Source organism: cyanobacterium endosymbiont of Epithemia turgida isolate EtSB Lake Yunoko, from assembly GCF_000829235.1.
Classification (GTDB): domain Bacteria; phylum Cyanobacteriota; class Cyanobacteriia; order Cyanobacteriales; family Microcystaceae; genus Rippkaea.
The window spans coordinates 979,623-993,280 of sequence record NZ_AP012549.1; the positions used below are offsets into that span (position 1 = coordinate 979,623).

Here is a 13,658-nt window from a genome sequence, read left to right on the forward strand (position 1 = left end):
AAATTATGATAATTTCTTTTGAAAAAACTGTTCTAATTGTTGGGCTAATTCAGTTAAATTCTCTTGATGAGCCAATTGAGTTATAATTTATTTAGCTTTTTTACAAGAGGCATTAGAAGGTTGTTTACGTTGTTGAATACTATTAGGTTTGGTACAAGCCAATTCTTCAGCGATTTCTTCAATATGGGTAATAAGTTCAAAGAGGGTGATACGGCGTTGACTAGGGGGAGAGGCAGCAATGCGACGACAAAGTTTTTGTTCTAAGTAAAGGGTTAAGGAACGATTAGAGAAATTTTGGGTAATTTAACGGAAATTTAACTGATATTTTTCTTGATCTTGTGTTGAGTCAAGTTTTTCGAGTGTGTCGGACTTGAAGCCTACCAACATCGAGTCCCAAAGAAAAGCTTGTCCAGATCTTGGTAAGTTATCCTGTTGATAGCCTAGATCCAAGTCATGGTTTATGCCTGATTCATCTAAAAAGCGATCAATTACTTCAACATTGCAGGGACCAATATCTCCTTATTGTGCTAAATCAATTAAGCTAGCGATTGTCTTACTGGCTAAGGATATAGTCATAATGAAGTTAAAAAGTGTAGAGGTCCCGCCTACCCGTATTTGAGAGAACAGCCTAAGCTGCTTTTCTTTTTATAATGTTTGAGGAATGAGAAAATCGTTTCGGGTTCGATGTCTAATTAATGCCTGTAATAGGGGAAAGTTCCGCAATTATCTAAAGCTTGAACTTATCCAACAATCGAGTCAATAGCCTCTACTAACTATTCTATTTCAGCCGAAAGGGTAAAATAATGAATGCAGACTCGAATGCAATCGGGATAATAGAGGTTTTTCAATAAAAACCCTTTATTATCCAATGCCTGAAATAATTTTTTATGAGCAAAGTTTCGGGTAACCTGAAAGGAAACTAAACCAGCTTCAGTATCAGAGTTATTCAAGCATTTTATACCCTTAATTTTAGATAATACCTGCCATAAATAGGCACTCAATTGACAAATTTGTTTATAGCGGGTTTCGACTTCTCCCCAATTTTTATGAACCACCAGGGCTGCCCGTAATCCTTTATATTGGGGATAGGCTGAGGAGGCTACTTCAAATTCCCTTCCATTATTTTTCCAAGCTATAGGTTGTCCATTCCCGTTAACATCAATCCTTCACCAACCAATAAAAGTTGGATTTAAGTAATCGAAACTTTTAGGTTTAAGATAGAGTACCCCAACACCTACTGGACCGCAAAACTATTTATGGGCAGTAAAAGCAAGCATAACAATCTCCCCCCGAGGTAGCTAAATATAGGAGTGAAGAGCCAGCTGACTGGGCTGCATTGACTAAAACCCTGATAAAGCGATCACTGTGAGAAAAATGATAACAAACACTGACAATCTCATCCAAGAGTAACATATGTCCGGTATTCTAGAGTAAATGGCTGAGGATCACTAATCGGGTTGTGGGGGTTAAATAGTCCTGAATTAAGGTGGTGGGGTTTCCTTTATTTAGGGTTTTTAAGATGGAACAGATTGTAATTTCTCCCCCAAAACGCCGAGCAATTTCTTGAACAATAGCAATGATACCAGGATGCTCACAATTGGTTATTAAAATGCGACATATTTTTGTCAATCAATGCCCCAGAGAACAATATTACATCCAAAGGTCACGTTTTCAGTCAAAGAAATTGTTTAAGTAAATATACTTAATTTTCAAGCTAATTCTTGTCTGAGTAAAACTTCCTTTTGTTGTCAGCAACTATTAACTCGTAGGGAAAACGGTCCTTTCTGCTGCAAAAATTCGTGAGGATCAATAATGGCTTCTAAAGCTGAACGGGGTAGGGTTCCTTGTCCTCGAAAATTTAAATCAACCTTGTTGCTTAGGCTAGGAAATTCTTGTCGTTACTGTTTTAAGAGGAAGGTAATCCCTTGGATGTCTATCATGGGCTACCCAACATTCACAGTGAGGAAAAATCTATAAGGCAAATATGACATAGATAGTTGGCGTTAAAATGTCTTCATTGCTCTTAGTTTATATTTTTAGGATAGTAGAAATATTTTTAGTGATATTCCACTTTAGTAGCTTTTTCTAAAAGCAGAAATACTACGCTAAAGCAAAGATAGTTACTTTTTCTCTGTTTTGATATCTATATCCTTTTTCTAGCTTTATGTTTTATCCTCAAACTCAAGAATGCTGCTAACTGATATCCTCTTACTCGATTATAAACGCTGTCAACGGCGTGCCTTTCTTAATGTTTATGGTGATTCCCTCAAAAAAGGTGTTGAACGGGACTTTTTGCTAAAGTTACGTCAGGAAAATCAACTTCATATTACTTCAACCCTGGAAACATTTTATTCCCATTATCAAAAGCCTCAATATGACTTAAAAAATTCGAAAGATCAGGCAAGAGCCACGGAAGCTTTGATGAGACAAGGGATTAGCTGTATTTATAACGGAACATTGTTTGAATCTCACGAATTTAGGGAGCAGTATCACCCTCACTCGACTCTAACACTGTTCCCGGATCATCATGAGTTTAATTGTCTGGGAAAACCCACATTATTAATTAGACACCCTGGACAGTCAAAATTTGGGGATTGGTTCTATTCTCCTGTAAGTATTTATTTAGGTCGTCGTCCCAAAACTGAATATAAAATCGTTGCAACGTTTTATGCTTATCTTTTAGGCAATCTTCAAGAAACCCTTCCTCCAGCACCGACGTTAATTTTACGCCAACATAACCATTATGAAGTAGATTTGAGCCAATGGTTACCAAGACTTAAGATACTGGCTACAGACTGTTTGGAAATGCTCACCCAATCTCAAGAGCCAGAAGTGTTTATTTCTCGTCAACGGTGTAATTTGTGCCATTGGTATAAACATTGTTATGCAATTGCCCAATCTCAAAAACATTTATCGTTAGTTCCAGGGGTAACACAGAGTCGTTATCAGTCTTTGTTGGACATAGGGGTAGGGACAGTAGAATCTTTGGCCGATATTTGTCCTGTGAATATGAAAGAAGTCATGGATTCTGATTTGGCTAACCAACTCCAACAACAAGCCCAAGCGATAGTAGACAATCGGGCGATCCGAAAATCCAAGTTTCAAAGCGATATTCATGGATTAATTCCTACTCGAGAATTTGAGTTATATTTCGATATTGAAGCTGAACCAGAACGGAACTTAAATTATTTATTAGGGGTACTATTGGTAGAACACTCAACCCAAACAGAGACATTTTATCCTTTGTTGGCAGAAAATCCTGAAGACGAGCAGCAAATTTGGCAACAGTTCCTTGACTTAGTTGACCAATATCAAAATGCTCCTATTTTTCACTTTTCTGAGTATGAAGTAGAAACAATGAAACGGTTAGCTAAATTGTACCAAACTCCTCAATGGCAACTAGAACATTTATTATCTCGTTTTGTTGATCTTCATCACCGTGTTATTACCTCTGTAATTTTACCTGTGGAAAGTTATTCCCTAAAATCATTAGCAAACTGGATTGGATTTCATTGGCGTGACCCTGGTATTAGTGGAGATCAATGCGTTTGTTGGTATGATCAATGGTTAAAGACAGAAGATCGTACTTTATTATCCTCTATTTTGCGTTATAACGAGGATGACTGTCGTGCAACTCTTTGTCTCAAAAATTGGTTATTAGAATTTCTAGGTTAAAGATTTCGAAGAACTGATATGAAAAGACTCTAAACTTTTTTAATCTAGTTCAACAATTATTTATGAACAAGACTAATTTCTGATGAGCAATGTCTTTGTTTTTAAAGTTATGTAAATATTTTTTACAATTTCTCAGTTTGGTTATCTAGATTACCAGTTTTTTGAGAACGTCAATGTTATCCTCAAATTAAGGACAGGCGTTCAGAAGATGATGAGGACCGTAGGATTTTCCCTCTAACGTTTTTGTTAACCTACAGTGATCAGAAGGTGATTTGTTATGATGCTCCCAGTTTTTCCTCTCTTATTCTTCATAATCTCCATCGGGAGTACTTTGTGGTACCAACGGACAGACAATGATATTTTCGGGGTTTTAGCCGCTGCGAGTGCCCTGACTTGTCTAATTTGGGGATTAATCATTGCCCATTGGTCAATTCATTTGGTGAGTTTAATTATGTTGCTAAGATTTGGATCGCCTGTTTTCAATGCTATTCAAGTTAACGTGAGCGATAAATAAGTTTAAGATCACTAGGAAACAACAAAAAGCTGTTGGAATTTAGACTTTTCATATTTCATCAATCCAACAGCTTCGGTCTAAAAAAATGAATTAGTCTTCGCCACTTTCGGCGTCTTCAGCACCAGGAGTAATTTCTTCGGTAGTAGGTTGAATGCTATCTTCAAGCGTTCCATCTTCTTCAGAAGGACTAGAACAAGCTCCGATGATAGTGGCTAGACTAAGAGCGAAAAATAATTGCATTGTTTTCGAAGGCATAGCTATTCTCCTAAAAGAATCTTCTAAAGCTTCTATTGTAGATATAAATACTTATTTTTTTCAATAACAGAGATTGACAGAGTATAATGTTTAGTTCCAATGACCACTATTAACAGATGATGGTTTTGACTATTTACTCAGGTTTTGATGTCCGAAAAATTAAAGGCTCTAAATTAAGAAGGTATCTCAAGTGAATCTCGTTGGTGAGATAAACACTGTAGTTCAGCAAGCAAAACCAGCCAAGAATACTACTTAGGCTTATCAAACCAGTTCTCAAAGTTGAAAAGTATAAAATATTCTAAAAACTTTTCTAGAACGTAACTTTTTTTAGAAAATGGCGGTTTATCCTAAGTGTATTTATTTTTCTTTAGTTGCTACGAGAAAAAAATGTCCTACGGAAGTCATACAAATAATGTTTTTATGGAGAGTCAGTGATTTTTACCTTCTAATGTTTTGTTTATCTTATTTATCAATACTTTTAAGACTCATTAAGGGAGTAAATTGGTATATTGAAAAGACTAAAAGGAAAATCGCTTATAGATTTATAACAGATTTAATGCTAGTATTTATGTTTTCTTTTTTACATGATGTTAACCTTATGACCTAAACAGTTTGATTAGTTGTGATAGGATGGATTGAAGGTTTAGTCATCAAGTCAGCATTAAATTTTATTTAATCTAGATTAAGATTTGTCGTTTAGTTTTTGCTAAAGACAGTAAAATCTTATAATTTAATTTTTTGTCTAAAACTTGTACAAATTTGTTACGTAAATAAGTAAGTTTATAATTAGAGAGGTGTTAATCGTAAAGATAATTAACAATTAAAGCTATTATAAACTATTTATGACAAAAACACAGTAAATAAAGTATTACTTTGTAAGCTTTACTACAATTCCCTACAATTTGTTTTCTAGTTAAAGAACAACTTGGCTTAGAATATATTGCAAACGATCATAATCGTCTTTTAGTAAAATACTTAAATTTCGTCCGACTTTAACTAGCCAATCCCGCTCAGTTTTTCGTAATAAATAAATCTCTCGTATTGTAGCAGCAATTAAGGCTTCAAGTGGGGCATCCTTAACTTGTAGAAGAATGCGCAAAAAATCTGTTTTGTCACTAAAGTGAATAATTTCCTCAGGTTGACATAGATAGACTCCCTGATGAATTTGGGGCGGACGAGGGGGTAAATATTGATAAACTCTGTCATGAGTTTTTCCATTATTATTGACCCCATGATAAGGAGTTTCAAAACCGACAATGCTGGTGCGAAACTCGGTTCTTAGCATAGCAAAAATTTGGGGTTGCTGCTCGCGTAAATCTGTCAAAGATAATCCTAACGCTCGTGCTCGATGTACTGAGTCAATGGGTGAAGTAGTAGCGTAAGTGACAATCCCCAAAATTTTATTCCCTGATTCTTCATCTAAGGATTTAACCCAACTGCCAAAAGCAGGCATCACCGGAAAGTTGAGTTCTTCAGGTTCGAGACATTGAGCTAAAAATTGAGTGGTTGATGTTTCAATGACCTCAGCAATATGACTCGGTTGACGGTTATCTGTTACAAATCGGAGTAGGGGAAAACGCATACGCTATTCATTATCTAAATTATTAGAATAAGGGACTGAGCCCCATTTAATCAATCTTAAAGGAGCCCACTACAAACGTACAATTAATGCTATTTCTTATTTTTAACAGCTATGGGATCAAATGCTTCTAATTCGGATAGTTGGAAGGTGACGAGTTTATCCCAGTTACCTCCTTCAAATAAAATAGCAGCTTTTCCATCGCTCACCCGCTGTACAAGTCCTTCAAAAGAGTAGTAAGTATCATCAGGATTAGTAACTCGCACGGTTGTACCAGGTAAAATCATCATAGTTTTTGTCTCATTAGTAACGTTTCTCTGTATTAGCTTAACACCAAAGATATTTAGTTCATAGGATAAACAACAGTTGATCGTAAGGAATAGTTCCCTATTATTTATTTTGTTTGATTATCGTTTAAGATCTATATATTACAGTCACAAAAAATTATTATTTAACTTAATAATATTTATTGTAGTTTCAACAGAACTATTAAATCTTTGACTGAACTGATTAGTAAAATTAATTTTTCCATGAATCTCAATTATCGAGATATTATCTTTAGAATTTTTTTTAGTTATGTTAAATTTTGATTATAAAATTTATGTTAATAAGTAAATACTTGTTTAAGTAATAGACTGTATTTTAGTTTTTTAGACGATAAATAGCTTGTCAGGGTAAGTAATCTTTGGAAGAAAGACAAATTATTTCTATTGATCGATTGACTACCCTGAATTTTTAAAATTTTATGATTTAATGCAGACAATTATTTATTAGACAATGTTATCTTTGTATTTTTTCAAACTAACTTTGGTGAATAATATTATGATTTGACAAAGTCAACTATACGGTATAACTTATAATATAGTTATTATCTTCTATTGTAAGAATAATATATTTACTTTTAAAATAGAAGATAGGTTTAAAGTGATTAACAATTATTTTATCGAGACTGTGAGCAGTTATTATATTAATTTTATAGACCTAAAATTGTATATTTTTATATTGATAATCATATTTTATTAAGTTGATTAACTTTCGTATATTTTAGGCAAAAAATAGCAGAATAAATCCAGTTAATTTGATAACCGTCTATAGTAATATCCATTTTATAAAAAAATAGCAAATAAAATTTGATACAATAATCTTATTATAAGTTGCATCTTTTTATAATTATTTAGTAATAAATATGCTAAATTTAGTTAGATAGCAAAAAGTTATATTATTTTCTTCAAGAGATTTAATTATATAAAAACTTACTTAGTTTTTAACTTTAATATTTTTTTAGATAGATAAATATAAATATTTATTATTTTTTTAAAAAAATAAATAAGTAGAGGTAAGATATTAAGTATTTATAATATTGTTGGTTATTTAACTTATAATTAAGTCACAAAAACTTAGATTATAAATTAAGATTTTATAATCTAAGTTTTTTAAAAATTATTTTTGTTGTAATTTTTCTAATTAATAAAGAATAAATTATGAGGAGATCAATAATTATACTTTGATTGATACATAATCCAAAGTGTAATTATTGATTAATTTAAAATATTTTTTATAAAACAATTTTAGGTTAATTAATATAGCTTAATTAATTTAAGTGTAAAAGCTAAAATAATTAGATTTTTAAGGATTAAAATTATCATATATTTATGACTATTATTTCTCAGTACAAAGTATATATATACTAGTTTGTATCAAAATACTTAGTACTTGTTTTTTGTATTTACTAAATGAATGCTTATGGTCAAGATGAATAATATTACTAGATTTAAGTTATTCTATAGTTTATTGTCTTTGTTTAAATAAAAAAATCTTTATTTTAAAAAATTAAAAAGTAATAATCATCTACTATCTGTTTAGTGATCTTTTGGTTTTAGATTGAGTTTGAAAACATTGCTAATCATTAATGAATATATATAATTTAATTTTTAAAAATCATTAAAAAATATCAACCAAGAAAGCTAAAATACAATAAATACAACCGACGAATAAAATAAATATGAGTTTAATATCTGTAATATTTATTACAATATTTTTTCAATGAATTAAAAATATATTTAAGTATATTTTTAATGAATTAAAAAATAATAAAAATAATGAATTTAAGTTGATTATTTGATTAAAAAATATTTGCTCATGGTATATTATATACTGAAACCTAATATAAAGAAATTACAATTAAGATAAGTAATTAATCAATAAAATTTTTATTTTATTGACGACTTCTCAAGTAGATAGTTACCGTGATACTTTATTTATATTTTATTTTTTGAATTATTTTTTAAAATTATTTAAGTAATAACTTGGTTAATTTTTCTCACTTTTAGGTTGATATCTTTAACCTAAAACTCTACAATATCCTTTTTAAACTAACGTACGCTTCATCATTATTTATATGAATAACCAAGATTATATCAAAATTATTTTATTCATATGATAAGGTGACATGATAGGTAAATCATGCTACATTCCTCACAATGCCACAATAATGAAAATATGATCACGACAGACTCCTATTGGTAACTTTTATGGCTAGAATTTCTAAAACTCCTAAATCACTTACTGGTGCTCAGATTCGAGATAAATTTCTTAAATTCTACGAAAAAAAACAACACAAAATATTACCCAGTGCATCTTTAATTCCAGAGGATCCTACTGTACTTCTAACCATTGCAGGGATGTTACCTTTTAAACCTATTTTCTTGGGAAAACAAAAACCAGACTATCCTCGGGTTACTACCTCGCAAAAGTGTATTCGTACCAATGATATCGACAATGTGGGACGTACTGCGAGACACCATACCTTTTTCGAGATGTTGGGAAATTTCAGTTTTGGGGATTATTTTAAAGAAGAAGCAATCGTCTACGCTTGGGAATTATCAACTCAAGTGTTTGAATTATCCCCAGAAAACCTTGTTGTGAGTGTTTTTGAGGACGATGACGAAGCGTTTGCCATTTGGCGTGACAAAATTGGCATTCCTCCCTGTCGCATTCAAAGAATGGGGGAAAAAGATAACTTTTGGAAAGCAGGACCCACGGGACCTTGTGGCCCTTGTTCAGAGATGTATTATGACTTTTCTCCTGAATTAGGGGACAATAATATTGATTTAGAAGATGACTCCCGCTTCATCGAGTTTTATAATTTGGTGTTCATGCAATATAACCGTGATGCCGAAGGAAATCTAACCCCGTTAGAAAATAAAAATATTGACACAGGAATGGGGTTAGAACGGATGGCTCAAATTTTACAGAAGGTCCCTAATAATTACGAAACAGATCTAATTTTTGCCATTATTGAAACGGCAGCAAAAATTGCTGGAATTAACTATAGAAAAACAGATAAAAAAACCAAAATATCTTTGAAAGTAATTGGCGATCATGTACGGTCCGTAGTTAATATGATAGCTGATGGAATTACTGTTTCAAATACAGATCGCGGTTATGTATTACGTCGATTGATTCGTCGAGTGGTACGTCATGGTCGGTTAATTGGAATAGATGGGGAATTTATTACTAAAGTTGCTGAAACAGCGATGCAACTTGCCGAAGAAGAATATCCTAATGTTAAAGAACGAAAAACGATAATTAAAAAAGAATTACAAAGAGAAGAATCTCGTTTTTTAGAGACCTTAGAACGCGGAGAAAAACTATTAGTTAAAGTTATTGAAAATACCGATAAGAATAATAAAATTTCCGGAGTAGATGCGTTTACCCTTTATGATACCTATGGGTTTCCTCTCGAATTAACCCAAGAAATTGCAGAAGAACAGGGGTTTACTGTTGATGTTGACGGCTTTGAAGTAGCGATGAAAGAACAGAAAGAACGGTCAAAAGCTGACTATGAAACCATTGATTTAACCGTAGAAGGTAGCTTAGATAAATTGCGTGAATATATAAATCCTACATTTTTTTTAGGCTATACAGAACATAAAATAACGGCTAAAGTAAAAGCGATTTTGGTAAAAGGAAAACTCGTTAACAATGCGACATCAGGAACTAATATTCAGATTATTTTAGATCAAACTCCTTTTTACGGAGAGTCGGGGGGACAAATCGGTGATCGTGGTTATTTGACTGGGGATAATTTACTGATTTGTATTAAAGATGTTAAGAAAGAATCGGGAATTTTTATTCATTTTGGACGAGTTGAACGAGGAACTATTGAAGTAGAAAATACTATCACCGCAACTATTAATACCCTCTGTCGTCATCGGGTTCAAGCACATCATACCGCTACCCATTTATTGCAAGCAGCGTTGAAAAAAGTAGTTGATAATTCTATTTTTCAATCAGGATCATTAGTCAGCTTCGAACGCTTGCGTTTCGATTTTAATTGTATCCGCAGCATAAGACCGGAAGAATTGCAAGAGATTGAGACTTTAATTAATAGTTGGATCTCCGAAGCGTACGATACCCAGATATCAGTTATGGAGTTAAAAAAAGCTAGAGATAAAGGAGCAATTGCTATGTTTGGGGAAAAATATAGCACAGAAGTTCGGGTGATAGATATTCCAGGAGTTTCTATGGAATTATGTGGGGGAACTCATGTTAAGAATACTGCCGAGATTGGACTATTTAAAATTATTCATGAAAGTGGTATTTCTTCAGGAGTAAGACGTATTGAAGCGGTAGCAGGTCATGCGGTTTTAGAATATTTAAATGTGCGGGAAATAGTAATCAAAGAACTTTGTGATCGCTTTAAAATTAAACCCGAAGAAATTAGCAATCGTATTAAATCTTTACAATCTGAATTAAAAACTACTCAGAAAACATTAGAATTAGTAAAGCAAGAACTTGCTATTGCTAAATCTGATAAATTATTGAGTGAAGCTGAGGCGGTTGGTTCCTTTAAGATTTTAGTTTCAGAGATGGGAGATCTAGAAGGAAAAGATTTACAAACTGCGGCAGAAAGACTACAACAAAAATTAGGAGAAGCTGCGGTTATTTTAGCTTCAGTTTCTAGTGAAGGAAAGGTTAATTTAGTGGCTGCATTTAGTAAAAAAGTTAACAAAGAAAAGAAACTGATGGCAGGCAAGTTCATCGGTGAAATTGCCCAAATCTGCGGAGGAGGTGGCGGAGGTAGTCCTAATTTAGCTCAGGCAGGGGGAAAGAATACTAGAAAGTTAGCTGAAGCTTTATTAATGGCTAAACAGCGGTTAATAGAGCAGTTGCAATAATGACAAAAAAGGGTGAGGAGAAAATTATTTTACTTTTTCTCCCTCAGCCCCAATTCTAAACTCAGTGCTTTTCCTGATGTAAGTTATCATCTTAGATGAAGCAAAAATTTTAATATCTCAAACACATAAATTTATTCCATAAACCAATACTATTTGAGTAGTGAAAGAATTGAAGATAATAATTTAAATTAATTAGAGAGCCGGTTTCTGTCAATTCAATCAATTAAGTAAGTATCGTCTTTTCGGTATTAATTCTCATTACTGTTTAATAAGTAGTTCTTCTTATTTACTCATGACCATCTCATTATACAAATGATACTTTGATCTTAACCTATAAGATAAGTAATCACACTACGATTATGTTATGTCCAACAACATGGGCTAGTCTGTAGTTGTGATAATTAAAAACCTTTTTGAGGCCTTGCTAAGTCTACTTGATGTGAATTTTATTTTAGCTCATCATCATTTCATGTTTTAACTAATCAGCTTTTTTGTACTAAAAATAACTAATTGTTAATTAATGAATTATGATATTATTATTTTAAATATATTCAATAACTATAAAAATTAAGTTTTTATAGAAAAAATAAATATTTATTAAACAACACTTTTATTTATTTAATCATATTTTTTTATAGCTAACTTAGAAAATTTATAACATTAATAATTTCTTAATAATAAATAATACAAATTTTACTTTTGGTATTGGTTATATTAGGATATTTGCTGCCTTATAAATTCTCCTATAATTTAGGATTTCCTTTTTTATTGGTCTAGAGAAACCAAACTATGGAAGATTAAATAATCATCCTATCTTATTAATCTGATAGCTAACCATCCCTGGACTATTAATTGCTAGGTGGAGGTTTTCTAAAATATCTGATTCCCAATGTTTGGTTTATCTTTTGATTGTATCCAATGACCATTATGAGTTAAGTCCTAATTGCAATAAACAAGTTAATTGTCCTTAGTTAATTTTACAAAAACTTACTGATCGGGCATCGTAATAAGTAGTAAATCCAATAACTCGCTTATCGACAAAGAGATTAGTGATGTTTTAGAGTATATTCAATAACATTTTCTGGTTCTTCAACACGAAGTCTTACCCAAGGAGTTTCATGATGAAAACAAATTTTGAGTAAAAATAACTTTTATATTTCAGCAGATAAAAATATTATCTATTTGCTCCAAAGGTCTTTGTTGCTGATTAAAAAACATGTTAATTGCCCCGAATTTAACTATAATTTTTACGTTATAACGTCTCTATGTTTTACCTTGGAGCAAGGATTCATAATCAAGGAAATTTTTTATAAACCTGTTTGTGATATGATCACTTATTTCTGAGTTAAAAACCTCTTTATTGTTACAATGTCTGCAATGGCTTTTTAGTACGGTGAGTTACCTCAAAAATACCCAAAATCACTGTTTCGACATATTCTTTGACCAAGTAGGAATACAAGGACCAGTCATCTTGAGCCATCCTTAGGCTATGAGAGAGCTTTCGATCTAAAGATTGCAAAAAATTCAGCGTATCAAGTTAATACAATAAATTGTTCCAACTTATTTTCGGGGATGATCTCACTACAATGATAGATGGCGGGCGATTACCGTTACGATGGTGCTCTTTTTTCATGGCGAACGACTCAAAAGCTATGAAGACTTAACAATATATATCACTAAAGAAGTCATGGATTAACTTCCAACAGATAAATCATTTCTAGCACGAAGTGCCATGCAATCTGCCTCTCTAAAAGTTTTTACGGAAACTATCTTTGGAATCAATCAGTCGGGGAGAGTTTTCCTGAAGACTCCAGAGTCTTATAGGTCAGTTGTACAGATATTCTTTTTTTGCTAATGGAAGCGCGAGACAAAACAGGAGAAACCCTTAATGATAATGAATTATTACGCGATGAACTAATAGTCCTATAAATTGCAGGTCATAAAACAAGACAGCGATGACCTGTAATTTATGTTGGCTTCATCATTCCTTCGACGTCAAAAAACTCCTTTTCAAAGAGTTAGCTAATTTTGAGGATTCGCTTAATCCAATAGCAACCTTCTGTCTCGCTTACTTAACGACGATTTGTAGTTAAATTTGACGAATTCTACCGGCGGCGATGTTAACTTTTCCTCAAATCGCCTAAAAATAGGTCGATATTTTGGTTTATTCCATTGTGCCAAAAACTCTTCATTATGGGCCGTATCTACTTGACCTTGCAACAGGAAAACCTTTATGCTGATATTTGTGAGGTTAGACCAGAACACTTTCTGGAAAAGCAATATTCTCCCTATGAGTTCGCTCCTTTTGGAGGTCTGGTGGTTTATCGTTGTTTGGAAGAAATTTTAGCTAAATTCGAAACAAAGTTAGTTCTGAAATACTATTGTCTCAGGTTATTAACTAAAGTTATGGGAGCAACAACCAGAAACTTATAACGCCATGGCTTGACTTTAATCT

At 32.5% G+C, this 13,658-nt stretch carries 12 protein-coding genes; 5 read left to right on the forward strand and 7 right to left on the reverse strand.

Going from position 1 to position 13,658, the window contains the following annotated elements; all coding sequences use genetic code 11:
- Positions 1-303 precede the first annotated feature (303 nt).
- The 3 genes from ETSB_RS10235 to ETSB_RS10835 all read right to left on the reverse strand — a co-directional run bounded on the left by ETSB_RS10235 (position 304) and on the right by ETSB_RS10835 (position 1,629).
- Entirely contained in the window at positions 304-450 is a 147-nt protein-coding gene (locus ETSB_RS10235; protein WP_232509849.1) for a hypothetical protein, read from the reverse strand.
- 323 nt (positions 451-773) lie between these two features.
- Positions 774-1,055 carry an aminotransferase class V-fold PLP-dependent enzyme gene (locus ETSB_RS10830; protein ID WP_408643664.1) on the reverse strand — a complete coding sequence of 94 codons (282 nt, stop codon included), beginning with the start codon at positions 1,053-1,055 and terminating at the stop codon, positions 774-776.
- A 370-nt stretch (positions 1,056-1,425) separates the two neighbouring features.
- Complete coding sequence (locus ETSB_RS10835; RefSeq protein ID WP_408643665.1) at positions 1,426-1,629, reverse strand: hypothetical protein; 204 nt, start codon at positions 1,627-1,629, stop codon at positions 1,426-1,428.
- A 183-nt stretch (positions 1,630-1,812) separates the two neighbouring features.
- Between ETSB_RS10835 and ETSB_RS10840 the strand changes: the two genes are divergently transcribed.
- From ETSB_RS10840 to ETSB_RS03040, 3 genes are all read left to right on the forward strand, one after another.
- Complete coding sequence (locus ETSB_RS10840) at positions 1,813-1,977, forward strand: hypothetical protein (RefSeq protein WP_408643666.1); 165 nt, start codon at positions 1,813-1,815, stop codon at positions 1,975-1,977.
- A gap of 210 nt (positions 1,978-2,187) precedes the next feature.
- Positions 2,188-3,675 carry a TM0106 family RecB-like putative nuclease gene (locus tag ETSB_RS03035; protein ID WP_044106201.1) on the forward strand — a complete coding sequence of 496 codons (1,488 nt, stop codon included), beginning with the start codon at positions 2,188-2,190 and terminating at the stop codon, positions 3,673-3,675.
- Between the two features lie 277 nt (positions 3,676-3,952).
- Positions 3,953-4,189, forward strand: coding sequence for a hypothetical protein (locus tag ETSB_RS03040; RefSeq protein ID WP_044106202.1), 237 nt, complete (start codon positions 3,953-3,955; stop codon positions 4,187-4,189).
- A gap of 90 nt (positions 4,190-4,279) precedes the next feature.
- Here ETSB_RS03040 and ETSB_RS09860 read toward each other — a convergent pair whose 3' ends face one another.
- From ETSB_RS09860 to ETSB_RS03050, 3 genes are all read right to left on the reverse strand, one after another.
- A complete protein-coding gene (locus tag ETSB_RS09860) occupies positions 4,280-4,444 on the reverse strand; it encodes a hypothetical protein (RefSeq protein WP_171816386.1) in 165 nt (54 codons plus the stop codon).
- Positions 4,445-5,357: 913 nt separating this feature from the next.
- Complete coding sequence (locus tag ETSB_RS03045; RefSeq protein ID WP_044106203.1) at positions 5,358-6,026, reverse strand: HAS-barrel domain-containing protein; 669 nt, start codon at positions 6,024-6,026, stop codon at positions 5,358-5,360.
- 89 nt (positions 6,027-6,115) lie between these two features.
- Complete coding sequence (locus ETSB_RS03050; protein ID WP_171816454.1) at positions 6,116-6,310, reverse strand: NAD(P)H dehydrogenase subunit NdhS; 195 nt, start codon at positions 6,308-6,310, stop codon at positions 6,116-6,118.
- A gap of 2,244 nt (positions 6,311-8,554) precedes the next feature.
- Here ETSB_RS03050 and alaS point away from each other — a divergent pair.
- Entirely contained in the window at positions 8,555-11,203 is a 2,649-nt protein-coding gene (gene alaS, locus ETSB_RS03055; protein ID WP_171816387.1) for an alanine--tRNA ligase, read from the forward strand.
- 1,363 nt (positions 11,204-12,566) lie between these two features.
- On the opposite strand, the gene ETSB_RS10240 is transcribed toward alaS, so the two are convergent.
- Complete coding sequence (locus ETSB_RS10240) at positions 12,567-12,722, reverse strand: hypothetical protein (protein ID WP_232509850.1); 156 nt, start codon at positions 12,720-12,722, stop codon at positions 12,567-12,569.
- A gap of 674 nt (positions 12,723-13,396) precedes the next feature.
- Here ETSB_RS10240 and ETSB_RS10245 point away from each other — a divergent pair.
- Positions 13,397-13,636 (forward strand): cytochrome P450, encoded by a 240-nt coding sequence (locus ETSB_RS10245; protein ID WP_232509851.1) that lies wholly within the window; start codon positions 13,397-13,399, stop codon positions 13,634-13,636.
- Positions 13,637-13,658 lie beyond the last annotated feature (22 nt).